Source organism: Modestobacter muralis (genome assembly GCF_010682105.1).
In the GTDB taxonomy this organism is placed as follows: Bacteria; Actinomycetota; Actinomycetes; order Mycobacteriales; family Geodermatophilaceae; genus Modestobacter; species Modestobacter muralis.
This window is the reverse complement of record NZ_JAAGWH010000030.1, coordinates 1-25,691: the sequence shown is the minus strand read 5'-3', so window position 1 is coordinate 25,691 and position 25,691 is coordinate 1. Positions and strand designations below refer to the sequence as shown.

Sequence of the window (25,691 nt, the reverse complement as noted above, 5' to 3'; positions counted from 1 at the left end):
GACGGCGGCTCGTATGACGGCGGCTCGTATGACGGCGGCTCGTAGGACGTCGCCCCGTACGTCATCGGCTCGGACGACGGCGGCTCGGACGTCGAGGGCTCGGCCACCGGTGTCCCGGACGTCGAGGGGCCGTCGGACGGGCCCGGGTACGACGAGCTCCCGTACGGACGGGCCGCGGCCGAGGAACTGCCGTACGCCGGGGCCCAGGAGGACGGCGGCTCGCCCGGCCCGGTGCCACGGAGGCGGTCGGTCCAGGAGACGAGGTCGTCGTCCTCGTCGGGCTCGGCGGCGCGGCGGTGCCGGCGCGGGGTCTCCGGGGCCGGCGACCAGGCGGCCGTCGACGGACGGTCGGGCTGCCCGGCGACCGGCAGCTCGCCGGTCGGGTCGCCCGCGCCGACCAGCGACTGCTGGTCCAGCCACGCACGCGGGGACTGCGGCGCCGCCTCGACCGGGGGCTCCACCAACGACTCGCCCACCAGCCACTCGACCGGCGAGGGCGGCCGGTGCGGGGACACCTGCTCCTCGTCGACCACCGCGAAGGTGCGCGTCGGCTCGGCGGGCGGGACGAGCGTCCACGAGGTGGGGCCGCCGTCGTCCGCGGGCGTGCCGGCCTCGATCCGGGTGGTGGTCCAGGAGTCGACGTCCCAGCCGCCGGGACGCAGCGACGGTTCCGCCGGCCAGTCGGGGCTGCCCTCCAGCGTCCGGCCGTTCCCGACAGCGAAGGAGTCGGTGCCCTGCGCGGGCCCGCGCACCGACTGGGCACGCATGACCGTGCGCTCGACCATCACCTCGCCGGACAGCTGCTCGCCGACCTCGCTGCGCAGCCGCCCGAGCTCGGCCCGCAGGTCGCCGACGCCGGCGAGCTGGGTCCGCAGCTGGGCCAACCCGGCGAGCTCGCCGCGCAGCTCCCCCAGGGCGTCGAGCTGCGCGGACAGCCCGGTCAGGGCGTGGAGGTCGGCGCGCAGCCGGCCGACCGCGGCGAGGTCGTCCTGCAGGCGGTCGAGGGCGCCGAGCTGGGTGCGCAGCTGCCGCAGCTCCTCGCGCATCGTCTCCTCGGCCTCCCGCCGCAGCCGGCCCTCCAGCGCGGCCTCGTGGGCGTGCCGGGCGGCGACCTCGCGCTCGAGCTCCAGGTCGTAGGCGGCCCGCAATTCGGCCTCCCGGGCGGCGGCGACCACCCGGTCGCCGTCGCGGCTGCCCCCGAGGAACGCTGCGACGACGAAGGCCCAGCAGACCGCGAGCAGCACGATCCGCAGCACCAGCGGGTTGTCGGTGAGGAAGACCGCGGCGGTCGCGACGGCGGCCAGCACCAGCCCGACGGCCAGCCAGACCCGCCGGGCAGGGTTCGCGGAGTCCGCGACCGCACGGGGCCGCACCTCACGGGGTGCCGCCGCGGCCTGCTCGACCGCGGACGGCGGGACCACGGCCGGCGCAGCCACGGCCGGCGCGACGACGGCCGGCGTGGGGCGAGGACGCGGCGGGGCCGGGCGCGGCGGCAGCGCGGGCAGGGCGGTGCGGGCAGGCACGTCGTCCCGGCGACCTCCCATGCCGTCACTCTACGGTCTGAAGAGGTTCCGGCGAGTGGTTGCCGGTCGTGCCGCGCCCGCCGTCCCCGCGCCCGGTGACAGGGTGGTGCGGTGACGCTCACCCTGCTCGACTGGCGACGACGCGTCGCCACCCTGTACGCCGACGTCCGGGCGGCCGAGGACCCCGAGTCCGGCTGGGCCCTGTGGCGCACCGGCCGGGACGCCCTGCTGGGCAGCCACCCGGACTCCCCGCTGGACGCCGCGGCCCGGTCCGGCTTCACCGGGGTGCCGATGGCCCCCTACGACCCCGCGCTGCGCTTCGACGCTCCCGTGGACACCGACGTCGAGCCGCTCCAGCTCGGGGTGCCGACCGGCGAGGGCGGTCTCGTGCTGCACCGGATCGGTCGGGTCACCCTCGGCGACGTCGGCCGGCTCGACGTGTGGTGGACGGGCGGCTACGGCGGCGGGGTGTTCCTGCCGCTGCGCGACGGCAGCGCCGGCACGACGACCTACGGCGGCGGCCGCTACCTGCTCGACACCGTGAAGAGCGCCGACCTGGGCGGCACCGGGGGGCGGCTCGTGGTCGACCTCAACTTCGCCTACCACCCCTCGTGCACCTACGACCCGCAGTGGACCTGCCCGCTGGCCCCGGAGGGCAACCGGGTGCCCACCGTGGTCACCGCCGGCGAGCAGCTGCCCGCCAGCGGCAGCTGGTACTGACACGACGAAGGCCCGCCCCCGGACAGGGAGCGGGCCTTCGTCGTTCGGCCTCCTTGCAGGGGCCCGCCGCGAGCTTGCGAGTGGCGGGGGGCAGGGAGGTCCTTCGTCAGCCTTGGGCGAGGGCGCCGTCGGAGCTGAAGACGAGGCCCATGGCCACGTCACCCTGCTGGATGGCGGCCTTGGTCAGCGGGCCACCGGCGTCGTACTCGCTGAAGCCGGAGAAGGTGAGCCCGTAGGTCTCCTCCAGGCCGAGCTGGCACTGCGGCCGGGTCGGGCACTCGCCCGGGCCGCCGAGGCTCAGCGAGCCGTCGCCGCACTTCTCGGCCAGCTCGGAGAGGGTGGTGACCCCGAGGCCCTCGGCGAACGCGGTGGTGACGGCGAAGGCGTTCTGGTCGGTCGCCTCGGCCGGGGTGCCGAAGACCAGCCCGTACTGCTGGGCGATCGGCTCGAGCGCGGTCAGCGTCTCGTCGGCGTCGCTGGTGGCGATGCCGGTGGAGGCCGGGTCGACGTTCTTGGCGATGATGTCGGCGACGGTGGCCAGGTACTCCGGGAAGACCTGGATCTCACCGCTCTTGAGCGCCGGCAGGTACAGCTCGCGGTTGCCCACGGTCTGCACGGTGGCCTCGAAGCCGGCCGCGTTCAGGGCCTGGGCGTAGACGTTGGCCAGCACCTGGGACTCGCTGAAGTCCGCCGCACCCACGACGACCGGGCCGCTGCCGCCGGTGACGCCGGCGCCGAGGTCGTTCTCCGTGGCGTAGGCGGCGGCCACGTCGGTGGCGGTCTGCCGGTCGATGTCGACGGCCTTGTTCATCCCGATCAGGTCGTCCTCGGTCAGTGCTGCGGAGACCGTGTCCAGCGCCTGGACGAGGGCGGGGCTGGCCGCGGCGGCCTCGGCGTTGACCGCCGGGACGACGTTGTCGGCGTTCTGCAGGCCCTTGTCGTCCTCGAGGACGACGAGCTGGTCACCGGCGACCGGCGCGCAGGCCTCGCCCGAGGCGGACCCGGTGGCGGCGGCCTGGCCGCCGGTGGCCGAGGTGCCCGAGGAACCCGACTCACCGCACGCGGCGGTGGCGAGGACGGCCGCGATGGCGGCGAGGGGGAGGATGGTCTGGAAACGGGGACGCGTGCGCATCAGCTCCGCCTTCTGTGTCCCGTGTCGTCCACTGCTGGACGGCCACGCGTGTCTGGCGGGGGGTGCCCCGCGTCGACCACTCAACTCCTGCAGGGGCCCCGAGGGCAAGTCCGTCGTGCCCAACCGTTACCCGGAGGTGACCTCGACCCCGGTCAGGGGGTGGCCGCCACCGTCCCCGCACCCACCTGCCGGGTGCGCACCCGGCCGAACGCCAGCCGCCGCGGGCCCGGGGTGACCGCCCAGCTGACCACGGCCAGCAGCAGCTCGGTGGCCACCGCCAGCAGCGCGACGAGCAGGGCGCCGGCCAGCACGGCGCCGTAGTCCTGCTGGCGGAAGCCGAGGGTGATGATCCGGCCCAGGCCGCCGCCGGCGACCAGCGCGGCCAGGGTCGCGGTGGCGACCACCTGCACCGCGGCCGTGCGGACCCCGGTCATCAGCAGCGGCACGGCGAGCGGCAGCTCCGCGCGCAGCAGCACCTGCCGCTCGCTCATCCCCATGGCCCGGGCGGCCTCGACGACGTCCCGGTCGACGCCGCGGAACCCGACGTAGGTGTTGGTGAGCACCGGGGGCAGGGCGAACAGGGCGAGCGCGATGGTGGTCGCCGTGGGCCCGAAGCCGATCGGGGTGACCGCGAAGACCGTCAGCAGGGCCAGCGTCGGGACCGCGCGGGAGACGTTGGACAGCGCGACGGTGAAGGCGCCGCCCCGGCCGATGTGGCCGAGCAGCGCACCGATCGGGACGCCGACGGCCACCGCGACGGCGACGGCGATCACCGAGATCCGCAGGTGCTGCAGCAGGAGGTCGATGATCCCGTTGGTGCGCGACCAGTTGAGCGGGTCGTTGAGGTAGCGGAGGGCCGCCTCGAGCTGGTTCATGCCCGCGCCCGCCGGGCCCAGGGGGTCAGCGCCCGCTCGGCGCCGGCCAGCAGCAGGTCCGCGACGAGCGCCAGCAGCACACAGCCGACCGCGCCGGTGACGATCTCGGCCCGGTAGAAGTTGGCGTTGAACCCGCCGGTGATCAGCTGGCCCAGCCCGCCGTGGCCGACGATCACCCCGACGGTGACCAGCGCGACGGTGGAGACGGTGGCGACGCGGATGCCGGCCATGAACGACGGCAGCGCCAGGGGCAGCTCGACCTGCCAGAACATCCGGACCGGGCCGTAGCCCATGCCGCGGGCCGCCTCCTGGACGTCGGCGGGGACCGACTGCAGGCCGGCGAGGAAGTTCCGCACCAGGACGACCAACGAGTAGAGCACCAGGCCGATCAGCACCGTCGTCGCGGACAGCCCGGTGATCGGCGCCACGAAGGCGAACATCGCCAGCGACGGGATCGTGTAGACCAGCGTGGAGAGCCCGAGCACCGGCCCGGCCAGCCAGCGGCTGCGCCGGGCGAGCAGCGCCAGCGGCAGCGCGATCAACGCGCCGAGGAGCACCGCTGCGACGGTGAGCCGCACGTGCTCGCCCAGGTAGGCGAGGATGGTGCTCCAGTTCGACGTCACGTAGGAGGGGTCGAACCAGGGGTTCGGCGCCGCATCGGCAGCGAACACCGCACCGCTCGACGCGCTCAGCACCGCAGCGCCCGTCAGGAAGGCCACTCGTGGACGTTAGCGCTCGCCCGCCCCAGACCGCAGCCTCCCCCGCCCAGGCCATCCGGCTGGAGGGGGTCAGCAAGACCTACCCCGACGGCAGCGTCGGCGTCCGCGCGCTGGACCTGACCTTCGCCGCGGGCGAGCTCACCGTGTTGGTCGGGCCCTCGGGCTGCGGCAAGACGACCACGATGAAGATGATCAACCGGATCATCGAGCCGACCACCGGCCGCATCCTGCTCGGCGACGACGACGTCACCCGGGTCGACCCGGTGGAGCTGCGCCGGCGGATCGGCTACGTCATCCAGAACGTCGGGCTCTTCCCGCACCAGACCGTCCGGCGCAACGTCGGTACCGTCCCGCGGCTGCTGGGCTGGGACAAGCGGCGCACCGCCGACCGGGTGGAGGAGCTGCTGGAGCTGGTCGGGCTGGACCCGGCGTCCTTCGGGAACCGCTACCCGCACCAGCTCTCCGGTGGGCAGCGCCAGCGCGCCGGGGTGGCCCGCGCGCTGGCCGCCGACCCCGCCGTCCTCCTGATGGACGAGCCGTTCTCCGCCGTCGACCCGATCGTGCGGGAGCGGCTGCAGACGGAGTTCCTCCGGCTCCAGGACGCGGTGCGCAAGACGATCGTCTTCGTCACCCACGACATCGAGGAGGCCGTGCGTCTCGGTGACCGGATCGCGGTGATGAGCACCGGCGGCAGGGTCGAGCAGTTCGCCGCCCCCGCCGAGCTGCTCGGCTCCCCCGCCACCCCGTTCGTGGCCGACTTCGTCGGCGCCGACCGCGGGCTCAAGCGGCTGGCGGTCACCGGCATCGACATGGCCGACCTCGAGCAGCCGCCGGTGGTGCACGTGGACGACGGCCTGGCCGACGCACGGGCCGCGATGGTGCGGGCCGGTGCCCGCTGGGCGGTCGTGCTCGACGACCACCAGGCGCTGCACGGCTGGATCTCCGCCGAGCGGGCCACCGGCGCGGGCACGGTGCGCGAGGCGGGGAAGCGGATGGAGGCCTGGGTGCCGATCGACGCCACGCTGAAGACGGCGTTCTCCACCATGCTGCAGCTGGAGGCCGGCTGGGTCGCGGTGCTCGACGGCGACCGGTTCTGCGGCGTCCTCACCCCCGAGTCGCTGCACGCGGCCCTGCGCCGCTCCGTCGAGGGCACCGTCCCGGAGACCGCCGGCGCCGTCTAGCGGGAGGGTCTCGTCCTGAGGGTGCAGGGACGGGTTGCTCCGACTACGCCCGGGCGCCGGTCGGCCGGTCGTCGTCGTCCAGCGGGATCTCGGCGACGTGCTCCAGCCACAGCGCCGCGACGGTCAGCGCGACGGCGAGCAGGACGCCGAGCACTCCGGTGCCGGTGTCGCCGCGGGCGGCGGTGAGCCGGTCGAGCGCCGGCACGGTGTGCAGCAGCACCCCGGCCCAGCAGCCGGCGAGGACAGCGCCGACGTAGGCGCTGGCCTGGGCGAGCACCACCAGCCGGGCGACCAGCAGCGGCTCGACCGGCCCGCTCCCCGGGATCGGACGCCGGTCGCGCTGGGCCCGCAGCCGGGCGCCCAGCGTGCGGGCGGCGCCGGCCTCGGCGAGGGCGAGCAGCCCGACGGGGACCGGCAGCCACCACCGCAGCGCCGGGATCTCCCCGTAGGCGGCCCGGACGACGAGCCAGCTGGCGACGGCCAGGCCGAGGGCGAGGGCGACCAGGTCGCGGCGGCTGACCGGCTTCACGCCGGGACCACGGCGGCCACGTCCGCGGGCGGCAGCGCCGCGACCAGCTGGGCGACCGGGCCGTGCCCGGGCAGCGTGGCCGCCGGGTCGAGGGCCAGCCACGGCACCAGGACGAAGGCCCGCTCGGCGGCCCGCGGGTGCGGCAGCAGCAGCTCCGGGTCGTCGGAGCGCACCGGCGTGCCGTCGTCCGCGGTGACCGTGACGACGTCGACGTCCAGGGTGCGCGCGCCCCAGCGCACCTCCCGGGTGCGCCCGGCCGCCTGCTCCAGCTCGCGGGCCAGGCCCAGCCAGCCGGCGGCGTCCCGGTCGGCGGTCAGGACGGCGACCGCGTTGAGATAGGGCGGCTGCTCGACCGGCCCCCACGGCGGCGTCTCGTAGAGCCCGGAGGCGGCGACCAGGCCGTGGCCGGTCAGCGCGGCCAGCGCCGTGCGCAGCGTCGCCGCCCGGTCACCGAGGTTGCCGCCGAGGGAGAGGACGGCGGTGCTCAATGGCCGCGGCCCTGCGGCCCGCGGCGGACGGTCGGGTCGTGCGGCAGGACGGGTGCCCGCTGCCGCCGGATCGCCACCGTGACGTCGTCGGCGGGTACGCCGAGGTCGGCGTCGGGCTTGTGCACGGTGATCTCCACGGCCTGCACGAGCGGGTCGGCCAGGCACAGGTCGGCCAGCCGCTGGGCGAGGGTCTCCAGCAGGTCGACCGGTTCCCCGACCAGCACCGCGTGCAGCGACTGGGCCAGCTCGGCGTAGTTGACGGTGCGGGCCAGGTCGTCGGTGGCCGCGGCCGGCGCGGTGTCCAGCTCCAGCGCAGCGTCGACGCGGAACGTCTGGCCGTGCTCCCGCTCGGCCGGGTAGACGCCGTGGAAGCCGTGGCCGGTGAGCCCGTGCACGGTGATCCGGTCGGGGGTGGGTCCTACGTCAGCCACGGGTTGCTCCTGCGGTTCGGGCGGCGCGCACGGCGTCGACGGTGGCGATGGCGTCCAGCGACTGGACCGGGTCGTGCACGCGCACGCCCCAGGCCCCGGCCTGCGCGGCGAGCACCGAGATCGCCACGGTCGCGGCCTCCCGGCCCTCGACCGGGCGCGCCGTGCCGTCGGGGTCGGCCAGCAGCCGCCCGAGGAAGGTCTTGCGGGAGGCACCGACGAGCACCGGCAGCCCCAGCCCGACGAGCCGGTCCAGTCCGGCCAGCAGCGCCCAGTTGTGCTCGGCGTTCTTGGCGAAGCCCAGCCCCGGGTCCAGCACCAGCTGCGCGGGGTCGACCCCGGCGGCCACGACGTCCTCCACCCGGGCGGTGAGCTCCGCAGCGACCTCGGTGACCACGTCGCCGTAGCGGGCCGCGGCCTGCATCTCCCGGCTGTGGCCGCGCCAGTGCATGAGGACCCACGGCACGCCCGTCTCGGCGACCAGTCGGGCCATGCCCTCGTCGGCCAGCCCGCCGCTGACGTCGTTGACCAGCGCCGCACCGGCCTCCAGCGCGGCGCCGGCCACCTCCGCGCGGGTGGTGTCGACGCTGACCCGCACCCCGGCGGCCACCAGCTCACGGACCACCGGCACGACGCGACGGCACTCCTCGTCGACGTCCACCCGGTCGGCACCGGGCCGGGTCGACTCCCCGCCCACGTCGACGTAGTCGGCACCGGCGGCGTGCATCCGCAGCCCGTGCTCGACCGCGACGGCCGGGTCGGCGAACGTGCCGCCGTCGGAGAAGGAGTCCGGGGTGACGTTCAGGACGCCCATCACCAGGCAGCGCTGCGGGCGCGGCAGCGAGATCGGTCCGGTCACCGGCCCAGGATGAGGCTCATCGCCTCGCCACGGGTCACCGCGTTGTCCCGGAAGGCGCCGCGCACCGCGGAGGTCATCGTGGTCGTGCCGGGCTTGCGCACGCCGCGCATCGCCATGCACAGGTGCTCGGCCTCGACCACCACGATGACGCCCATCGGCTTGAGCACGTCGAACAGCGAGTCGGCGATCTCCCGGGTCATCCGCTCCTGCACCTGGGGGCGTCGGGCGTAGACCTCGACGAGCCGGGCCAGCTTCGACAGGCCGGTCACCCGGCCGTCGGCGCCGGGGATGTAGCCGACGTGCGCCTTGCCGTGAAAGGGCACCAGGTGGTGCTCGCAGGTCGAGTAGACCGGGATGTCGCGCACCAGCACGAGCTCGTCGTGACCCTCGTCGAAGGTGGTGGCGAGCACGTCGACCGGGTCCTGCGACAGGCCGGCGAAGGTCTCCGCGTAGGCCCGGGCGACCCGGCCCGGGGTGTCGACCAGCCCCGGGCGGTCGGGGTCCTCACCGATCGCGAGCAGGATCTCGCGGACGGCGGCCTCGATCCGGGGCGCGTCGAAGCGGGCGTCGGTCAGGTCGGCGACCGGGTCACCGGTCACCGGGTCCAGACCGAGGCCGTGGAGCGGCGGCGTGCCGCCCTGACCTGCTCCCCCGGGTCCGGCGGTCACCGGCCGGGCGCCGGGCTGCCGACGTCCCCGGTCGGGGACGCCGCAACGCCGTGGCCGTTGGACGAGACGGCCGTGGCGCCGTTGAGGCCGGACACCTCGGCCGGGGTGAGCACCGGCGGGCGCTGCGACGGAGTGCGCTTGCCGAACCCGTTGTACGGGGCCATCGACGGGCGCTTCACCACCCCGGCACAGATCCGGTCCATGTCCTCGCGGGTCAGCGTCTCCTTGTCCAGCAGCTCCAGCACGAGCTGGTCCAGGGTGTCCCGGTACTCGACCAGGATCTCCCACGCCTCGTCGTGCGCGGTCTCGATCAGCGCACGCACCTCGCCGTCGATGTCGGCGGCGACGGCGTTGGAGTAGTCGGGCCGCGCGCCCATGTCCCGGCCCAGGAAGGGCTCGGAGTCGGTGTTGCCGTACTTGACCGCACCCAGCTTGGCGCTCATGCCGTACTGGGTGACCATCGCCTTGGCCACGGACGTGGCCTTCTCGATGTCATTGCCGGCGCCGGTCGTGGGCTCGTGGAAGACGAGCTCCTCGGCGGCGCGGCCACCCAGCATGTAGGCCAGCTGGTCGATCATCTCCGAGCGCGTCTGGGTGTACTTGTCCTCGGTGGGCAACACCAGCGTGTGCCCCAGCGAGCGACCGCGCGGCAGGATCGTCACCTTGTGCACCGGGTCGGTGTTCGGCAGTGCGTGCGCCACCAGGGCGTGGCCGCCCTCGTGGTAGGCGGTGACCTTCTTCTCCTTCTCGCTCATCCCCCGGGTCTTGCGCTCCGGGCCGGAGAGCACGCGGTCGATCGCCTCCTCGAGGGTGGCGTCGGTGATCTGGGTGCCGCCGTTGCGGGCGGTGAGCAGCGCGGCCTCGTTGAGCACGTTGGCCAGGTCGGCTCCGGTGAAGCCGGGGGTGCGACGGGCGAGCGTCGTCAGGTCGACGTCGCTGGCCAGCGGCTTGCCCGTGGCGTGCACCTTGAGCACGGCCACCCGGCCGAGGAGGTCGGGGCGGTCGACGGCGATCTGCCGGTCGAAGCGGCCCGGGCGCAGCAGCGCCGGGTCCAGGACGTCGGGCCGGTTGGTGGCGGCGATCATGATCACGCCGCCCTTGACGTCAAAGCCGTCCATCTCCACGAGCATCTGGTTCAGCGTCTGCTCGCGCTCGTCGTGCCCGCCGCCCATGCCGGCACCGCGCTGGCGGCCGACGGCGTCGATCTCGTCGATGAAGATGATCGCCGGGGCGTTCTCCTTGGCCTGGTTGAACAGGTCGCGGACGCGGCTGGCGCCGACACCCACGAACATCTCGACGAAGTCCGAGCCGGAGATCGAGTAGAACGGCACCCCGGCCTCGCCGGCGACGGCACGCGCGAGCAGGGTCTTGCCGGTCCCGGGCGGGCCGAACAGCAGCACGCCCTTGGGGATCTTCGCGCCGATGGCCTGGTACTTGACCGGGTTCTGCAGGAAGTCCTTGATCTCGTACAGCTCCTCGATGGCCTCGTCCGCGCCGGCGACGTCGGCGAACGTGGTCTTCGGGGAGTCCTTGCTGACCATCTTCGCCTTGGACTTGCCGAAGGCGGCGACGCCCCGGCCACCACCCTGCATGGAGTTGAACAGCCAGAACAGCAGCAGCAGGAGCAGGACGAACGGCAGGAAGCTCACCAGCAGGCTGACCAGGAGGTTGTCCTGGCTGACCTCGGTGTCGAAGTCGACCGGGCCGTCGCCGTCGGAGGCCTCGCGGACGGCGGTGAAGACGTCGTCGGCGGCCTCGGCCGGGTAGGAGGCGGTGACCTGGGACGTGCCGTTGAGGGGGTCGCGCAGATCGAGCTCGAGCGTCTGCTCGCGGTCGTTGATCGTCGCCTTGGTGACGTTGCCCTCGGAGAGCTGGGTCAGCGCGGTGGACGTGGGGACCTCGTCGTACTCGGCATCGCCACGGAAGAAGCTGGAGCCCACGAGGGCCAGCAGGAGGACGATGGCGATCCAGAACCAGACGCTCCGGACGATCTTCTTACGTTCCATACACCGTGTCCGGGCACCGGGGCGAGCCCGGCACTGCCCGTCGACCCTCCTGATCGTCGCAGGACGCCGCCCGCGACCGGCGGGAGGCACCCCGCGGCAGGGCGACGTCGTTGGGTCGACGGTACACCGCGTGACCTGTGGAACAGCTGCGTGCGCGCTGCTCCCGGCCCGGCCGCGAGGACCCGCGGCGCGCGGAGCGCGTCGTGGGGAGCGGCCAGGTCCTGCCGTTCAGCTGGAGTAGACCTCGGGCTTGAGCGTGGCGATGTAGGGCAGGTCGCGGTAGCGCTCGGCGTAGTCCAGGCCGTAGCCGACGACGAACTCGTTGGGGATGTCGAAGCCGACGTAGCGCACCGGGACGTCGACCTTGACCGCGTCGGGCTTGCGCAGCAGCGTGCAGACCTCCAGGCTGGCCGGCCCGCGGCCGCCCAGGTTCTTGAGCAGCCAGGACAGCGTCAGCCCGGAGTCGATGATGTCCTCGAGCACCAGCACGTGCTTGCCGGTGATGTCCCGGTCGAGGTCCTTGAGGATCCGGACGACGCCGGAGGAGCTCGTCGAGCTGCCGTAGGAGGAGACCGCCATGAACTCCATCTGCGTGGGCAGCTGCAGCGTGCGGGCGAAGTCGGACATGAAGAGCACCGCGCCCTTGAGGACGCCGACGAGCAGCACCTCGCGGCCGGCGTAGTCCACGGCCACCTGGGCGGCGAGCTCGGTGATCTTCTCCTGGATCTGCGCCTCGCTGAGCAGCACGTGGTCGATGTCCGGCCCGTAGCCGTGGTCGTGGCCCAGTGGTCCGGCGGCCTGCGCTGCGGGGGTGGCGGGCTCGGTCACGGGCTCAGGGCTCCTCAGGGGGGACGGCGGTGGGTCGCGCGGTGCGTCGCCCGGTCCGGGGACCGGGGGCGGCGCCGCGCTGCACCACCAGCCTGCCAGACGTCCTGACCACCCCCGTACCGCCCGGCAGGTCCGCCTGCCCCTGCCCCCTCCACCGGGTGAGCAGGGCGTCGACCGCGGCCAGGTGGACCGCCTGCAGGTCCCGGACGCCGGACCGGTGCAGCCAGCTGCGCAGCACCCTCCGGCGCACGGCGGCGGGCAGCTCGGCCAGCGGCCCGGCCGGCAGCGCGCCGTCCGGGCCCTGCAGGGCGTCCAGCTCGGCGGCGGCCAGGGAGTCGAGGGCGTCGAGGTCCTCCCGCAGCATCGCCGCGGTGCGGCCCAGTGCCGGGGCGACCCCGCCGCCGAGCACCTCCTCCAGCAGCGGCAGGACCTCGGTGCGCAGCCGCACCCGGGTGTAGGCCGGGTCGGTGTTCCAGGGGTCGTCCCACACCGGCAGCTGCTGGGCGGCGCAGGCGGCCCGGGTCGTCTCCCGGCGCAGGCCCAGCAGCGGGCGCCAGAACGGCGGGCGGTGCTCGACCATGCCGGCCACCGACCGGGGCCCGGACCCCCGGGCGAGCCCGAGCAGCACCGTCTCGGCCTGGTCGTCGAGGGTGTGGCCGAGGGCGACCGTCGCCCCGTGCTCCCGGGCCGCTGCGGACAGGGCCGCCGCCCGGGCGTCCCGGGCGGCGCCCTCGGGGCCGCCCGCGGCGCCGACGGTCACCGGCACGACGAGCACCGGCGACAGCCGCAGCGACCGGAGCAGCTCCGCGGTGCGCCGCGCCTGGTCGGCCGAGCCGGCCTGCAGCCCGTGGTCGACGGTCACCGCGCCGACCACCCGCCCGGCGCGGGGGGCCTCGAAGGCCAGCGCCGCGGCCAGCGCGACGGAGTCCGCTCCCCCGCTGCAGGCCACCAGGACCGGGCCGGTGGTGGCGGCGAGGCCCGGCCGCACGGCGCTGCGCAGCGCGGCGACGGCGGGGTCGGGGCCGGCCATGACGTCGGGGTGCGGGTCAGCCCGGGAAGGCCGGCCGGGTCTCCAGCACCCGGGTGACCCAGCGGGCCGGCTCCAGGAGCTCGTCGCGGTGCGGGAGGTTTTCCGGGGAGGCCCACACCTGGTTGAACCCGTCCATGCCGACCAGGTCGACCACGCCGGCGACGAACACCCGGCCGTCGGCGTACTGCTGCATCTTCTGCTCCAGGCCCAGCAGCCTGCGCAGCACCCGGTCGAGCGGGCTGCGGCCCTTGCGTCGCTGGGCGAAGCGCTTGCGCAGCACCCGCACCGACGGGACGACGTCCGGTCCGACGTTGTCCATCACGTACTCGGCGTGCCCCTCGACCAGGCTCATCACCGCGGTGATCCGGTCGAGCACGGCACGCTGCTCGGGGTGCGTGACCAGCGCCATCAGCCCCTGCGGCGCGTCGGTGTCGACCTCGCTGCCGCGGAGGGCGCCGACGACGCTGCGCAGGACCTCCTGCAGCCGGTCCAGCAGGACGTCGGAGTCCAGGTCGGTGGACTCGACGAAGAGCGTCATCTGCTCCTCGAGGTGGCCGCGCAGCCACGGGACGGCGGTGAACTGCAACTGGTGGGTGGCCTCGTGCAGACAGACCCAGAGCCGGAAGTCGGTGGGGTCGACGCCGAGGCGACGCTCGGTCTCGACGATGTTGGGGGCCACCAGCAGCAGCCGGCCGCCGCTGCCGAACACCTCGTACTGGCCGAGCACGCGGGTGCACAGGAAGGCCAGGACGCCGCCGGCCTGGACGCCGGTGACCCGGGAGCCGACCGCGGTGGCCAGGGCGCCGGGCGCCTTGCCGGTGGCGGCCTGGAGGCCGGCGGCCAGCGGGTCGAGCAGGGCGCTCATGCCGGCGGTGTTGGCGTCGACCCAGCCGGGGCGGTCGACGACGGCGACGGTCGGCTGCGGGCCGCCGGGCACGGGGCGGAGGCCGGTCAGCTCCTCGACGTGCGCGACGGCGGTGGCGGCGGCCCGGTGGAGCTCCGCGACGACCGCGGTGGCCTCTTCCCGGGAGGTCGGCGGACCGGGCTTCACCAGGCGGCGGGCGGTGCGCCCGGCGAGGTCCCAGTCGACCAAGGACGAGGGGCGGCTCATGGTCCGACCGTACCCACCGGAGCTGTGTCCGGCGCCTCGTCAGCGGCAGCCGCAGCCGGCCAGGGCGGCCGCCACCCGGTCCAGGGCCGTCTCGCTGGCGACCAGCCCGCCGGTCGTGCCGTCGGCGAGGACGGCGAAGGCGAGCAGCCGGCCGTCGGCGGTCAGCACGGTGCCGGCGAGGTCGTTGACGCCGCCGAGGGTGCCGGTCTTGGCGCGCACCGCGGCGGGTGAGCCCGCACCGTCGGCCCAGCGCTCGGCCAGGGTGCCGTCGTAGCCGGCGACCGGCAGTCCGGACAGCAGGGCGTCGACGCCGGGGATGCTGCCGTCGGCGGCACCGCGGAGGACGTCGACCAGCAGCCGGGCCGGCACGCGGTCGTCGCCGGAGAGCCCGCTGCCGTCGGCCAGCGACACCCCGGTCGTGTCCAGGCCCGCCTCGGCGAGCGCGGTGGTGACGGCCTGGGCGGCGCCGTCGAAGCTGGCCGGCAGGCCACGGCGCAGCGCCACCTGGCGGGCGAGCGTCTCGGCGAGCAGGTTGTCCGAGGCGGTCAGGGCCTGCTCGACCAGCCGGGAGACCGGGGCGGACTCCACCCGGCCCAGCGTGCGGGCGCCGGCCGGCGCGGTGCCGGGCTCGACCGGCACGTCCGGGGCGCCCAGTGCCTCGGCCAGCGCCGAGCCGGCGTCGGTGGCCGGCTCGCCGCTGCGCGGGTCACGACCGGGGCGGACCCGGGCACCGTCGACGGCCACGGCGGTGACCGGTGCGGCGTAGGTGGAGGGGGCGTCGCCGGGACCCCAGCCCGGGGCGGTCTCCGGGCCGGTGAACAGCGAGGTGTCGACGACGACGCGGGTGACCGGGGCGCCGCCGAGCGCGGTCTGCACCTGCTCGGCGAGGTCGGCGAGGGTCGCCGCGCCCGGGTAGTCGGTCGAGGGCGCGGTGGTCGACAACGTGGGGTCGCCGCCGCCGACCAGCACGACCTCACCGGGGGCGCTGCCGGCCACGACGGTGGTCGGGACCGTGTCGGTGGGCTCCAGCGTGGTCAGCGCGGCCAGTGAGGTGAGCAGCTTGTTGGTCGACGCGGGGGTGCCCGGGTCGGTGGCGTCCCGGTCGAGGAGCACCTGGCCGGTGGCGACGTCCACGACCTGCGCGGACAGCCCGCTGCCGAGCGCCGAGGCGTCCAGCAGCGGCGACAGGGTGGCCGCCACGGCTGCCGGGTCGGGCACCGGCGCGGTGCTGGCGAGGGCGGCGAGGACCGGCTGGGGCCCGGTCAGCTCGGGCAGGACGGCGTCGGGCACCTGCTCGGCCTGCGGGGTCACGGGGTCACCGCCCCGGACGCCGGTCAGGTCCAGCGCCAGCAGCACACCGGCCGCCACCAGGACGGCGGCGAGCAGCGCGGCGACCAGGACCTTGACCCGCCGCCCGCCGCGGCCCCCCGCCGACGACGCCCCGGCCCGGCGACGCCCCCGGACCGGTGCTGCGGTCGCCCCGCGCTCCGCCCGCGGCGCCGGTGCGGACCGGGCGGACTCCCGCGCCTTCCGGGCGGCGGCCCGCCCGGTCGCGGCCCGCTCGGCCGCCGCCTGCTCGAGCGCTGCCTGCTCGAGCGCTGCCTTCTCCGTTGCTGCCTGCTCAGCCGCTGCCCGTTCCGTTGCTGCCTGCTCGGCCGCTGCCCGTTCCGCTGCAGCCTGCTCGGCTCCTGCCCGTTCCGCTGCTGCCCGTTCCGTCGCTGCCTGTTCGGCTGCTGCTTCCGCCTGGGCCGCTCGCTGGGCGACGAGCTGCTCGGCGGCGACCCGGTCGGCGGTCTCCCGCTCGAGGTCCGCCTGCTCCGCAGCCGCCAGGGCGCGCAGGTACGCGGCCCGCTGCGCGGCGGCCCGGTCCTCGGCGAGGCGGTCGACCTCGGCCTGCTCGGCGGCAGACTGCTCCTCCGCGGCCTGCGCGGCCGCGGCCCGGTCCTCGGCGTCACGCTCGGCCGTCCGCCGGGCCGCCTCGATCCGCTCGACCGCGGCGCGCTCGGCTGCCGCCTGCTGGGTCGCGGCCTGCTCCTCGGCCGCGCGCTGGGCAGCCCACTCCCGGACGGCGGCCAGGTCTGCAGCGGCCTGGGCCGCGGCGCGGCGCGCGAGCTCGGCCTCGTCGGGAACGGCCTCGTCCACGTCGGGTTGCTCCGCGGCGGCGGCCTGAGCAGCGGCGCGGCGGGCTGCCCACTCCTTGACCGCGGCGAGGTCGGCGGCGGCCTGGGCCGCGGCGGCGGCGCGGCGAGCGGCCTCCTCGGGGTCCTCCGGCGGGACGGCGTCGACAGCCAGGGGGGTGTCCTCGGCGGCCGGTGCGACCGCCTCGTGCTCGACGGACCCCCGCCCGACCGGCGTGTGCTCGACCGTCGCGTGCTCTACCGGCGCGGAGCTGCCGTGGTCGAGATCGTCCTGGGCAGAGCCGTCAAGGCCAGGACCGTTGAATTCGGAGTCACTGGCGTCGTCGTCGTGGCCAGAGCCGTCGTGGCCAAGGTCGGGATCGCCGGAGCCACCGCCGTCCTCGCCTTGGTCGGACACGACCGGCGCGACCTCAGGCTGGAGCTGGACGACCTCGATCGGCTCGGAGTCGGCGGTCACCCGCTCGTCCTCGGACACCAGCATCTCGACGGGACCGGCGTCGGTCGCCGCTTCCTGGGCGGCTGCGGGACCGGCAGACGGGTCCTGGTCAGCAGCAGGCTCATCCGGCACCGGAGCAGGAACGACGTCCTCGGACGGAGCGGCGGGGTCGGTGAGCACGGCCGCGTCGTCCTCCGGGACGTCGTCGACGCGCACGTCCTGGTCCGACACGTCCGTGACGGGCACGTCCTGCTCCGGCACGTCCGTGGCGGACACGTCCGTGGCGGGCAGGTCCTGGTCCCGCACGTCCTGGGCATGCACGTCCTGGTCCTGCACGTCCTGGGCGAGCAGGTTCTCGACGCGGGCACCCGGTACGTCGTGTCCGGGCGCCTCGTCGGCGAGCGGCTCGTCGGCGAGCGGCTCGTCGGCGAGCGGCTCCTCGGCAAGCGGCTCCTCGGCGCCGGCGTCGTCCGCGATCTCCTCGTCGGAGGGTGCGCGTTCGTCCGGCACCTCACCTGCGGGCAGTTCAGCGCTCGGAACGTCGCCGGCGGGCGCATCGTGGGCAGGCGCGTCGGCGGCAGGCGCGCTGGCGCCGCCGGGCTCCTCGGCACGGGCGTCCACGGGCTCGCTGGTCGGCGGCTCGTCAGCCATGGGCTCGTCGGGCGCGCCAGGGTCGTCCACCGGCTGCGACACGCTGGCGACGGACGCCGGTCCAGCGGCCGTCGCCCCGGTGGGCAGCGCCGCGTCCGCAGCGGGGGTGCCGCCGTCCTCCGGACCGGGGTCCACCGGCGCGGCGACCTCGGCGGGGAGCGTCACGGCGGACTCGGGAACGGTCCCATCCGCACCCGTCCGGGCGACCTCCGCGGGCTCATCACGCGGGCCTGACGAGATCTCTTCCACCCCCTGGGGTGACCTCCGCCCACACGACGGCCGGTCGTAGGTCACACTATCGGCGTGCAGTTCGACGTGACGGTAGAGATCCCCAAGGGCCAGCGGAACAAGTACGAGCTGGACCATGCCACCGGACGCATCCGCCTCGACCGGATGCTGTTCACCTCGACCCGGTACCCCGCGGACTACGGGTACATCGAGGAGACGCTCGGGATGGACGGTGACCCCCTGGACGCGCTCGTCCTGCTGGAGGAGCCGACCTTCCCTGGGTGCCTCATCACCTGCCGGGCCATCGGGATGTTCCGGATGACCGACGAGGCGGGTGGGGACGACAAGGTGCTCACCGTGCCGGCGACGGACCCGCGGGTGGCCCACCTGCAGGACATCACGGACGTCTCCGAGTTCGACCGGCTGGAGATCCAGCACTTCTTCGAGACCTACAAGGACCTCGAGCCGGGCAAGTCCGTCGAGGGTGCCGAGTGGGTCGGCCGGGCCGAGGCCGAGGCCGAGATCGAGGCCTCCCGCAAGCGCGCGCTCGACGCCGGCTACTGACCTCTCGGCGGACCCTCCGCCGAACGCGCACCGACCAGACGGCGGCGCACCCCACCGAGGTGCGCCGCCGTTCCGCATCTGCGGGTCCGATGCGTGCGACAGATCTCCGACGTCGCACGACCCGCACGGTGGACGCCGCCCGGGCGGCCAGCCGACGTCCCGCACCCGGCCGCGGGCGCGGGTGACGTCTATTACTCTCTGCGGCTCACCCGGAGCGGCGAGGAGTTCCCATGCGCGCGATGCTGACCAGCTTCAAGAACTTCGCCTTCTCGGGGAGCTTGATCGACCTCGCCGTGGGGCTCGCCATCGGCGCCGCCTTCGCGGCCGTCGTGGAGTCCCTGGTCGGGGACGTCATCCTCCCGCTGGTCGCCGCCGTGTTCGGGACGCCGGACTTCGACGCCCTGGTGCTGACGGTCAACGGCTCCGCGATCCGTTACGGGTCGTTCCTGACGGCGTTCGTCTCGTTCCTGCTGCTGGCCTTCACGATCATGCTGCTGGTGCAGGCGGTCCGTCGCGCGACCGGACGTGAGGCGGCAGGCGCGCAGGGCAGCCGCGAGTGCGACCACTGCAAGAGCTTCATCCCGGTCGACGCCTCGGTGTGCATGTTCTGCACCCGCGACGTCGAGCCCATCGTCCCCTGACCGCACCGGCTGCCCGGCACTGGGCAGATGCTCAGCACACGCCGTGGTCGAGCCACCGGACTCGTCCACCTGACGCCCGCCGGATGCCGTGCCACACAGGCTCCCGGGCGACGGCGGCGAGGGGATCTGCCGCGCGGCGAACAGCAGCAGCGCGGTCAGCGATCCGGGACCAGCCGGCCCCGGGACGAACTGACGCGGAACTCCACCTGCCGCTGAGGACTCAGCTCCCCGTCACTGCCATGCCGGTGCCGCACCGGGTGGACCCCGGCGACGACGCCGCACAGGCCGTCCCGCGAGCAGGCACGTCGGCCAGCCAACGATCGGCTGACCGTGCACCCCGCAACCGCACCACGGGCACGCCGCGCGCTGCGGCACCGGCGAGCTCCTCGCGCACGGCCGCCCGCACGCGCCACCATCGGGGCGACCAGACCATCCACAGAGCGTGCTTGCGGTCCAGACAACCGCGGAAGGTCTCGGTGGCGGTGCCGAACGCCGGTGTGCCCGTCAGCACCCTCCTGGCCGTGCGTCGCACGACACGAACGGCGGCCAGCGACCAGGGGCAGTCCAGCCACACCACCACGTCCGCAGTTGCGAGCAGCCGCTGCGTCACCTCGCCGTACTGGAGCTCGGTGCACCAGTTCCCTGCGGCCAGCAACGCATCGACGTCGGCTTCGAACTCCGGCCGGACCACCCAGTCGGAGTCGAAGCGCAGCGCGTCCATCTCGGCACACGGCAGGCCGAGCCTGGCGGCCAGGGCACGGGCCATGGTCGTCTTGCCGGCCGCGTTGCCGCCCGCGACCGCGACACGCTGCACACCTGCCGGTAGCCGGGCTGGAGGTACGGGCACCCCGGCATCGTGGCAGCTGATCGCGAGCTGCCCGGGCACGATGGACCGCGGTCGACGCCTTGCCGCGTGTCGCCGCACAGCGTGACCGGTGTCGCCCGGACCCGTCGCCGTGACTGCGCCGATCTAAGCGAGACGCGAAGCTGCCGACAGGTCGGACGAGACCCTGTGGGATCGGTCGCGGGGCCGGTGGCACGCACGCCATCCGACGATGCGTGCGCCTGCGGGTCCCTGGAGGAACGGAGCCGCCTGTCGGAATCGAACCGACGACCTTCTCATTACGAGTGAGACGCTCTACCGACTGAGCTAAGGCGGCGGACTGCGCGGGTGAGCTTACGGCACCGTCCCGGCCCCGCTGCGACGCCCCCGTCGGACCGGGTGTGCCTCAGCTGGGCAGCCGCAACGCCACGGTGAGCGCCTCGACCGCGATCTGCGGCTTCACGTTCTGCTCCAGCGCGGTGCGGGCGGCCAGGACGGCGTCGATCCGGCGCAGTGCTCCGTCCGCGCCGATCCGGCGGGCCAGCTCGACGGCGTCGGCGCGCCGGTCGGGGTGGGCCAGCGGCACGGTCAGCTCGGCCGAGGCCGCCGTCGCCGAGCTGACGACCAGGGCGTCGCGGTACATCGCCGCCAGGTCGACCAGCGCCCGGTCCAGGGAGTCGCGGCCGATCCGGGTGGCCCGGGACTTCTGCCGCTTCTCCAGCTCCTTGAGCTGCCCGGCGCCGCGGCTGGCCGCGGCCACCCCGGGTCCGCGGGCGCCCATGCCCAGGCTCGCCTTGACCGCCTCGGTCTCCGGGACGTCGACCTCGGACACGGCCTTGTCGGTCTCCTCCTTGGCCGTGCCGACCAGGTCGTCGGCGGCGTTGAGGCAGGCGGCCAGCGAGACCAGCGACAGCGGGATGTCCAGCACCGCCTTGCGGGCCAGCCGGGCGGACTCGTCGCGGGCAAGGTGTCGGGCCCGCCCGACGTGACCGGCGGCGGCAGCTGCAGCCCAGGACGCCAGTGCGGGGTCGACGCCGTCCCGGCGGACCAGCACCTCGGTGACCGCCTCGATCGTCGGGGTGCGCAGGGGCACGACCCGGCAGCGGGACCGGATGGTGACCGAGACGTCGTCGGGGTGCAGCGAGGGCGCGCAGAGCAGGATCACCGCGCGCGCCGGCGGCTCCTCCAGGGTCTTGAGGACCGCGTTCGAGGCCGCTTCGGTCATCCGGTCGGCGTCCTCGACGAGCACGATCTGCCAGCGCCCCCGCGACGGTGCCCGAGCGGCCGTGCCGACGATCGCGCGCACCTCGGCCGCGCTGATCGACAGCCCCTCGGGGACGATCCGGTGGACGTCGGCGTGGCTTCCGGCCAGCACCGTGCGGCACTCGTGGCAGGTGCCGTCGCCGCCGTTGGGGCACTGGAGGGCGGCGGCGAAGGCGCGGGCGGCCACCGAGCGGCCCGAGCCGGGCGGACCGGTGAACAGCCAGGCGTGCGTCATCGCCGACGGCGAGGCCACCGCGGCCTGCAACTCGGCCACCACCGCCGGCTGGCCGACCACGTCGGCCCACACCCCAGTCGCAGTCACGCCCTCATCGTCCCTCAGCCGGGTCCGGCCCCGTCCCGAGGCCCGTCCCGAGGCCCGTCCCGAGGCTCGCCCCGAGCCCGCGAGGGGTGAGGAGGACGGGGTCCTTCACGGGTGCAGCTGCGGGGTCGTGCCGGTCTGGACGCCGTGGTCGGCGTGCCGGCGGCTGGAGGGCACCGGGGCGTCGGCCGGGAGCTGCTGCAGCGGCAGCCCCTCCAGCAGGGTGCTGACCCGCACCCGGATGGCCGCGGCCAGCTCCTCGAGGGTCTGCCGGGCGTCGAGCACCAGGTAGCGGTCGGGCTCGGCCTCGGCCAGGGCGTGGAAGGTGTGGCGCACCCTCAGGTGGAAGTCCAGCGACTCCGACTCCAACCGGTCGGCGGTGGCGCGCCCGCGGGCGCGGGCCAGTCCGATCTCCGGGGGCAGGTCCAGCAGCACGGTGAGGTCGGGCCGCAGGCCCTGGGTGGCCCAGCGGGAGATGGACCGGACGTCGTCCATCGGGATGGTGCGGCCGGCGCCCTGGTAGGCCAGCGAGCTGTCGACGAACCGGTCGGTGATGACCACCTCGCCGGCGTCGAGGGCCGGGCGCAGCACCTCGTGCACGTGCTGGGCGCGGTCGGCGGCGTACATCAGCGCCTCGGCGCGCGGGGAGATCCCGGTGCTGGCCGGGTCCAGCAGCATGGCGCGGATCTTGCCGCCCAGCGCCGTCCCGCCCGGTTCGCGGGTGGTGCGGGCGACCAGGCCCTCCTCGGTCAGCCACTCCTGCAGCCGGCGGACCTGGGTGGACTTGCCCGCGCCCTCGCCGCCCTCGAAGGCGATGAAGACCCCACCGCCGGCGAGGCGGCGGCGGGCGGTGGTGTCCCGGCGCAGGGCGGTCATCACGTCGGCGACCAGCGGCACCGGCCGGCCGTCGTCCATCTGCCGGTAGGCCAGCAGGCCGACCAGCACCGCCAGCAGCCCGGCCAGGAGCAGCATCACCCGCTCCCCCGTCACCGGGACGGTGAACGCTCCCAGGTCGAGCCGGTGCTGGCCGATGAGACCGACGCAGATGGGCGTGAGCCCCAGGGAGACGATCAGCGCCGCCCGCACGAGGGACTGGACGAGGGCGAAGGTGCGGCCCCGGATCGCGTCCTCGATCTCGGTGCCGAGCAGGGTGAAGCCGGACAGGTACGCGACCCCGGCGAAGAAGCCGGTCAGCACCACCAGCAGCAGGGCGACCCACAGCGCGACGGCGGCGCCCAGGAGCAGCAGCGAGGCCCCGGCACCGACGATGGCGATGCCGAACAGCCGCTCGCGGGAGAGGTCGCGGGCCACGCTCGGGCCCAGGGCGATGCCCAGCCCCAGCCCGACGAAGACCGCACCGAACAGGACGCCGTAGGCCGCCTGCCCGCCGCCGAGGGCGTTGACGAAGGCCTGACCGGTGGCGATGACGACGCCGGCGGCGACGAACGCGCCGGTGATGCCCACGACCAGGCCGCGCACCAGGGGGCTGTGGCCGGCGAAGGAGAAGCCCTCCTTGAGCGAGCTGAGGAAGCCCTCGCCGGTGACCTGGACACCGGCCGCGCGCCGCCCGCTGATCGAGGGCAGGTTCCAGATCACCACAGCAGCGACCAGGAAGGTCAGCGCGTTCAGGTACAGCGCCAGGTCGACCTCGTCGACGCCGGGCAGCGCGTCGCTGAGCCCCCCGCCCAGCGAGGCGAGGAGGGCGAACACGGCGGCGGCCGCGACCGGCGTCAGCCCGTAGGTGGTGACCAGCGACAGCTGGTTGGCCGGCTCCAGCTGGTCCTTGCGGAGCATGTTCGGGACGGCGGCCTCCTTGGCCGGGATCCAGAACAGGCTGATCGCCTCGATGAGGAACTGGGCGATGAACAGCCACACCAGGTCGTCGACGATCGGGATCGAGGCGAACAGCCCGAAGCGCAGGACGTCGGAGACCACCATCGTGCGGCGGCGGTCGAAGCGGTCGGCGAAGGCACCGGCCAGCGGCCCGAGCACGATCGCCGGGAGCAGCCGGAAGAGCAGGACGCCGCCGAGGGCGAAGTTGGCCGCGGCGAAGCCCTCGACCAGCGAGGTCGCGGTCGCGGTGATCGCCAGCAGGCCGAGCCAGTCGCCGAAGCTCGACAGCGTCATCGACAGCCACAGCCGGCGGAAGTCGCGCACCCGCAGGACGGCGCGGACCTTGGCCGCCAGGCCGACCGCGACCGCGTCGTGCGGCTCCTCGCCACCGGTGCGGCCCGGCTCCGCGGGGGCGGCGCCGGAACGGTCGGGCGCCGGTGCACCGCCGTCGAGCAGGCCGGCCAGCGGGACGCCGGCACCGTCGGGCGTGGGCGTGCCGGCCGGCGGCAGCCCGTCGGTGGGCACGGCGCCGGACGAGGAGGGCTGCGAGGCCGAGGCAGGACCGGCGACCCCACCGGAGCCGGCACCGGGCATGGCGCCGCCGGCAGCGGGGCCGGCGGCGGACGGGCCGTCAGCCTGGTCGGAGCTGATCGAGACCCCCCGGGGTGTGGGTGGCGCAGGGGCGCGCTGCGCCCGGCCTGGTCCCGGCCGGACCCGGTCACCGTACCGGCCGGGTCGGACCGGACGGGGCCGTCGCGACCCGGGGCGGGACGCGTCCAGCAGCCGCCCCACCCGGACACGGGCCGTTAACCTCCCTCGGTGGACAGCGGATGGGACCCGACCACCTACCTGCGCTTCGCCGACGAGCGGGCCCGGCCCTTCGCCGACCTGCTGGCCCGGATCGGGGCGGAGGACCCCGACGTGGTGGTGGACCTCGGCTGCGGGGACGGCTCGGCCACCGCGACCCTGGCCCAGCGCTGGCCCGACGCCCGGGTGAGCGGGGTCGACAGCTCCCCCGCGATGCTCGCCGCCGCGGCGGCCCTCGCGGTGCCCGGGCGGCTGGAGTTCGCCAGCGCCGACGTCCGGGACTGGCGGCCGGCTGCGCCGGTCGACGTCCTGGTCAGCAACGCGGTGCTGCACTGGGTGCCCGGGCACCCGGAGCTGCTGCGCCGCTGGGCGGAGGACCTCGCCCCGGGCGGTTGGCTGGCGGTGCAGGTGCCCGGCAACCAGGCCGCCCCCACCCACGCGCTGCTGGCCGACCTGGTGGCGGCACCCCGGTGGGCCGCCCGACTGGCCCCCGGCGAGGACACCGCGCTCGACCCGCACGCCGTCCTGGCCCCGGTCGGCTACCTCGACGTCCTCACCGCTGCCGGGCTGGCCGCCGACGCGTGGGAGACCACCTACCTGCACGTGCTGACCGGCACCGACCCGGTGCTGCGCTGGGTGTCGGGGACCGTGCTCCGGCCGGTCCTGACCCGGCTGTCGGGCGGTGACGCCGACGAGTTCACCGCCGAGTACGCCGACGCCCTGCGGGCGGCCTACCCGGCGCGCCCCGACGGGACGACGGTGCTGCCGTTCCGCCGGGTGTTCGCCGTCGGCCACCGGCCGGACTGAGGCTCAGAGACCGCGGAACGCCCGGAGGTAGCGCCGGCGGTACCAGCGCTGGGCGACCAGCAGCGCCGGGAACACCGGCCGCCACACGCCCGGGGAGGGCCGGGTGAGCGAGCGGAGGGTCAGCGACACGGTGCCGTCGGCCGTGCGGTGGACGACGAACGCCTCCTCGCCCGACACCGGGTGCCCGGGCAGCGTGCCGTAGGCGAAGCCGCAGCGGTCGGGCCCGTCGACGACGGCGACGACGCGCACCGGTTCGCGGACGCGGAGCGGGCCGACCGAGGCGACCAGCCACGGCTCGGCGTCCAGCGCGACGCGGCGGCTGCCCCCGGCGGGGTCGACGGCGAACCCGCTGCGGGTCTTCACGCCCCACTCGAGCACCTCGGCCGAGACCGCGGCCCAGTGCGCGGCGCCGGAGCCGGTGACCGCCGTGCGCTCGTACCCGCGCCAGCCCGGGGGCGGGGTCCACTGCGCGTCGGCGGGCCGGGTGGACCCTGCGGGTGGGCCGGTGAGCGGCGGGGTCACCGGAGGGTGAGCCGGTACGCCCGGGTCGTGTAAGGCAGGTCCAGCCGCTCCCGGTCCCGGGTGTCGGGATGGGTGGCCAGCAGCTCGTGCACCCGGCCGAGGAACTCCACGCGGTCGGCGGCGTCCTTGACCGCGACGTAGCTGCGCGTGCCGATGCCGCCCACGACCTGCTCCGGCGTCAGCGACTGGACGACGGCGGAGTCCAGCACCTCGACGTCGGCCGGCAGCACGGCGGCGAACCGCTCGACCACGCCCTGGTCGGCCTCGTGCCCGCGCGCCTCCTCGACGATCAGCTCACCGAGGGCCCGCACCCAGGGCACCCGCTCGTCGCGGGTGTTCCAGACCAGGCCGACGACGCCGCCGGGCCCCAGCACCCGGTGCAGCTCGGCGGCGGCCGGCTCGACGTCGAACCAGTGGGCGGCCTGCCCGGCGACGACCGCGTCGACGGAGCCGTCGGCCAGCGGGACGGCCTCGGCTCCCCCGACCTCGACCCGCACCTGCGGCAGCCGGGCGCGCAGCTGGTCGAGCATGCCGCCCGAGACGTCGACGGCGACCACCTCGT

Annotated in this window: 24 protein-coding genes and 1 tRNA gene; 5 read left to right on the top strand and 20 right to left on the bottom strand. The window is 75.2% G+C overall.

Going from position 1 to position 25,691, the window contains the following annotated elements; all coding sequences use genetic code 11:
• Positions 1 to 1,544: DUF6779 domain-containing protein (locus GCU67_RS10995; protein ID WP_163611260.1), on the bottom strand; the 1,544-nt coding region annotated here is incomplete at its 3' end.
• Positions 1,545 to 1,634: 90 nt separating this feature from the next.
• Between GCU67_RS10995 and GCU67_RS10990 the strand changes: the two genes are divergently transcribed.
• Entirely contained in the window at positions 1,635 to 2,243 is a 609-nt protein-coding gene (locus tag GCU67_RS10990; RefSeq protein WP_163611259.1) for a DUF1684 domain-containing protein, read from the top strand.
• 106 nt (positions 2,244 to 2,349) lie between these two features.
• Here the strand turns inward: GCU67_RS10990 and GCU67_RS10985 are convergent, their stop codons facing one another.
• The 3 genes from GCU67_RS10985 to GCU67_RS10975 form a co-directional block, all read right to left on the bottom strand.
• Positions 2,350 to 3,375 carry a glycine betaine ABC transporter substrate-binding protein gene (locus GCU67_RS10985; protein ID WP_163611258.1) on the bottom strand — a complete coding sequence of 342 codons (1,026 nt, stop codon included), beginning with the start codon at positions 3,373 to 3,375 and terminating at the stop codon, positions 2,350 to 2,352.
• A gap of 152 nt (positions 3,376 to 3,527) precedes the next feature.
• Positions 3,528 to 4,250, bottom strand: coding sequence for an ABC transporter permease (locus GCU67_RS10980; protein WP_163611257.1), 723 nt, complete (start codon positions 4,248 to 4,250; stop codon positions 3,528 to 3,530).
• Positions 4,247 to 4,969: an ABC transporter permease gene (locus tag GCU67_RS10975; protein ID WP_338104931.1), complete on the bottom strand. Its 723-nt coding sequence runs from the start codon at positions 4,967 to 4,969 to the stop codon at positions 4,247 to 4,249. Before GCU67_RS10975 ends, GCU67_RS10980 begins: the two co-directional genes overlap by 4 nt.
• Before the next feature lie 2 nt (positions 4,970 to 4,971).
• Between GCU67_RS10975 and GCU67_RS10970 the strand changes: the two genes are divergently transcribed.
• A complete protein-coding gene (locus GCU67_RS10970) occupies positions 4,972 to 6,150 on the top strand; it encodes an ATP-binding cassette domain-containing protein (RefSeq protein ID WP_163611256.1) in 1,179 nt (392 codons plus the stop codon).
• Between the two features lie 43 nt (positions 6,151 to 6,193).
• Here the strand turns inward: GCU67_RS10970 and GCU67_RS10965 are convergent, their stop codons facing one another.
• From GCU67_RS10965 to dacB, 10 genes are all read right to left on the bottom strand, one after another.
• The gene (locus tag GCU67_RS10965) at positions 6,194 to 6,679 is read right to left on the bottom strand and encodes a DUF3180 family protein (protein WP_163611255.1); all 486 of its coding nucleotides are present in this window, start codon (positions 6,677 to 6,679) and stop codon (positions 6,194 to 6,196) included.
• Entirely contained in the window at positions 6,676 to 7,167 is a 492-nt protein-coding gene (folK, locus tag GCU67_RS10960) for a 2-amino-4-hydroxy-6-hydroxymethyldihydropteridine diphosphokinase (protein ID WP_163611254.1), read from the bottom strand. Before folK ends, GCU67_RS10965 begins: the two co-directional genes overlap by 4 nt.
• Complete coding sequence (folB, locus tag GCU67_RS10955) at positions 7,164 to 7,598, bottom strand: dihydroneopterin aldolase (RefSeq protein ID WP_163611253.1); 435 nt, start codon at positions 7,596 to 7,598, stop codon at positions 7,164 to 7,166. The genes folK and folB overlap by 4 nt, the downstream gene beginning before the upstream one ends.
• Positions 7,591 to 8,454 (bottom strand): dihydropteroate synthase, encoded by an 864-nt coding sequence (gene folP, locus GCU67_RS10950; protein ID WP_338104930.1) that lies wholly within the window; start codon positions 8,452 to 8,454, stop codon positions 7,591 to 7,593. The genes folB and folP overlap by 8 nt, the downstream gene beginning before the upstream one ends.
• Positions 8,451 to 9,053, bottom strand: coding sequence for a GTP cyclohydrolase I FolE (gene folE / locus GCU67_RS10945; RefSeq protein WP_338104929.1), 603 nt, complete (start codon positions 9,051 to 9,053; stop codon positions 8,451 to 8,453). The genes folP and folE overlap by 4 nt, the downstream gene beginning before the upstream one ends.
• A 65-nt stretch (positions 9,054 to 9,118) precedes the next feature.
• The gene (gene ftsH / locus GCU67_RS10940; RefSeq protein WP_163611252.1) at positions 9,119 to 11,128 is read right to left on the bottom strand and encodes an ATP-dependent zinc metalloprotease FtsH; all 2,010 of its coding nucleotides are present in this window, start codon (positions 11,126 to 11,128) and stop codon (positions 9,119 to 9,121) included.
• A 228-nt stretch (positions 11,129 to 11,356) separates the two neighbouring features.
• Positions 11,357 to 11,956, bottom strand: coding sequence for a hypoxanthine phosphoribosyltransferase (gene hpt / locus GCU67_RS10935; protein WP_460695207.1), 600 nt, complete (start codon positions 11,954 to 11,956; stop codon positions 11,357 to 11,359).
• A 4-nt stretch (positions 11,957 to 11,960) separates the two neighbouring features.
• On the bottom strand, positions 11,961 to 12,986 hold the full coding sequence (gene tilS, locus GCU67_RS10930) for a tRNA lysidine(34) synthetase TilS (protein ID WP_163611251.1): 1,026 nt from the start codon (positions 12,984 to 12,986) through the stop codon (positions 11,961 to 11,963).
• A 16-nt stretch (positions 12,987 to 13,002) separates the two neighbouring features.
• Positions 13,003 to 14,097 (bottom strand): zinc-dependent metalloprotease, encoded by a 1,095-nt coding sequence (locus tag GCU67_RS10925; protein WP_211661175.1) that lies wholly within the window; start codon positions 14,095 to 14,097, stop codon positions 13,003 to 13,005.
• Between the two features lie 39 nt (positions 14,098 to 14,136).
• Positions 14,137 to 17,487, bottom strand: coding sequence for a D-alanyl-D-alanine carboxypeptidase/D-alanyl-D-alanine endopeptidase (dacB, locus tag GCU67_RS21340; RefSeq protein WP_338104928.1), 3,351 nt, complete (start codon positions 17,485 to 17,487; stop codon positions 14,137 to 14,139).
• Between the two features lie 138 nt (positions 17,488 to 17,625).
• On the opposite strand from dacB, the gene GCU67_RS10915 reads away from it, so the two are divergent.
• The gene (locus GCU67_RS10915; protein ID WP_163611250.1) at positions 17,626 to 18,114 is read left to right on the top strand and encodes an inorganic diphosphatase; all 489 of its coding nucleotides are present in this window, start codon (positions 17,626 to 17,628) and stop codon (positions 18,112 to 18,114) included.
• 230 nt (positions 18,115 to 18,344) lie between these two features.
• Positions 18,345 to 18,755 carry a large conductance mechanosensitive channel protein MscL gene (mscL, locus tag GCU67_RS10910; protein WP_163611249.1) on the top strand — a complete coding sequence of 137 codons (411 nt, stop codon included), beginning with the start codon at positions 18,345 to 18,347 and terminating at the stop codon, positions 18,753 to 18,755.
• A gap of 220 nt (positions 18,756 to 18,975) precedes the next feature.
• Here mscL and GCU67_RS10905 read toward each other — a convergent pair whose 3' ends face one another.
• The 4 genes from GCU67_RS10905 to tmk form a co-directional block, all read right to left on the bottom strand.
• On the bottom strand, positions 18,976 to 19,641 hold the full coding sequence (locus tag GCU67_RS10905; RefSeq protein ID WP_163611248.1) for a P-loop NTPase family protein: 666 nt from the start codon (positions 19,639 to 19,641) through the stop codon (positions 18,976 to 18,978).
• 201 nt (positions 19,642 to 19,842) lie between these two features.
• Positions 19,843 to 19,915, bottom strand: a tRNA-Thr gene (locus tag GCU67_RS10900).
• A gap of 69 nt (positions 19,916 to 19,984) precedes the next feature.
• Positions 19,985 to 21,163: a DNA polymerase III subunit delta' gene (locus GCU67_RS10895; RefSeq protein ID WP_163611247.1), complete on the bottom strand. Its 1,179-nt coding sequence runs from the start codon at positions 21,161 to 21,163 to the stop codon at positions 19,985 to 19,987.
• 105 nt (positions 21,164 to 21,268) lie between these two features.
• Positions 21,269 to 23,518: a dTMP kinase gene (gene tmk, locus GCU67_RS10890; RefSeq protein ID WP_338104927.1), complete on the bottom strand. Its 2,250-nt coding sequence runs from the start codon at positions 23,516 to 23,518 to the stop codon at positions 21,269 to 21,271.
• 294 nt (positions 23,519 to 23,812) lie between these two features.
• On the opposite strand from tmk, the gene GCU67_RS10885 reads away from it, so the two are divergent.
• A complete protein-coding gene (locus tag GCU67_RS10885) occupies positions 23,813 to 24,607 on the top strand; it encodes a trans-aconitate 2-methyltransferase (protein WP_163611246.1) in 795 nt (264 codons plus the stop codon).
• 3 nt (positions 24,608 to 24,610) lie between these two features.
• Here the strand turns inward: GCU67_RS10885 and GCU67_RS10880 are convergent, their stop codons facing one another.
• Both GCU67_RS10880 and GCU67_RS10875 read right to left on the bottom strand, forming a co-directional pair.
• The gene (locus GCU67_RS10880) at positions 24,611 to 25,129 is read right to left on the bottom strand and encodes a DUF1990 family protein (protein WP_163611245.1); all 519 of its coding nucleotides are present in this window, start codon (positions 25,127 to 25,129) and stop codon (positions 24,611 to 24,613) included.
• On the bottom strand, positions 25,126 to 25,691 hold a 566-nt coding region (locus GCU67_RS10875), incomplete at its 5' end, for a class I SAM-dependent methyltransferase (RefSeq protein ID WP_163611244.1). The genes GCU67_RS10880 and GCU67_RS10875, both read right to left, overlap by 4 nt.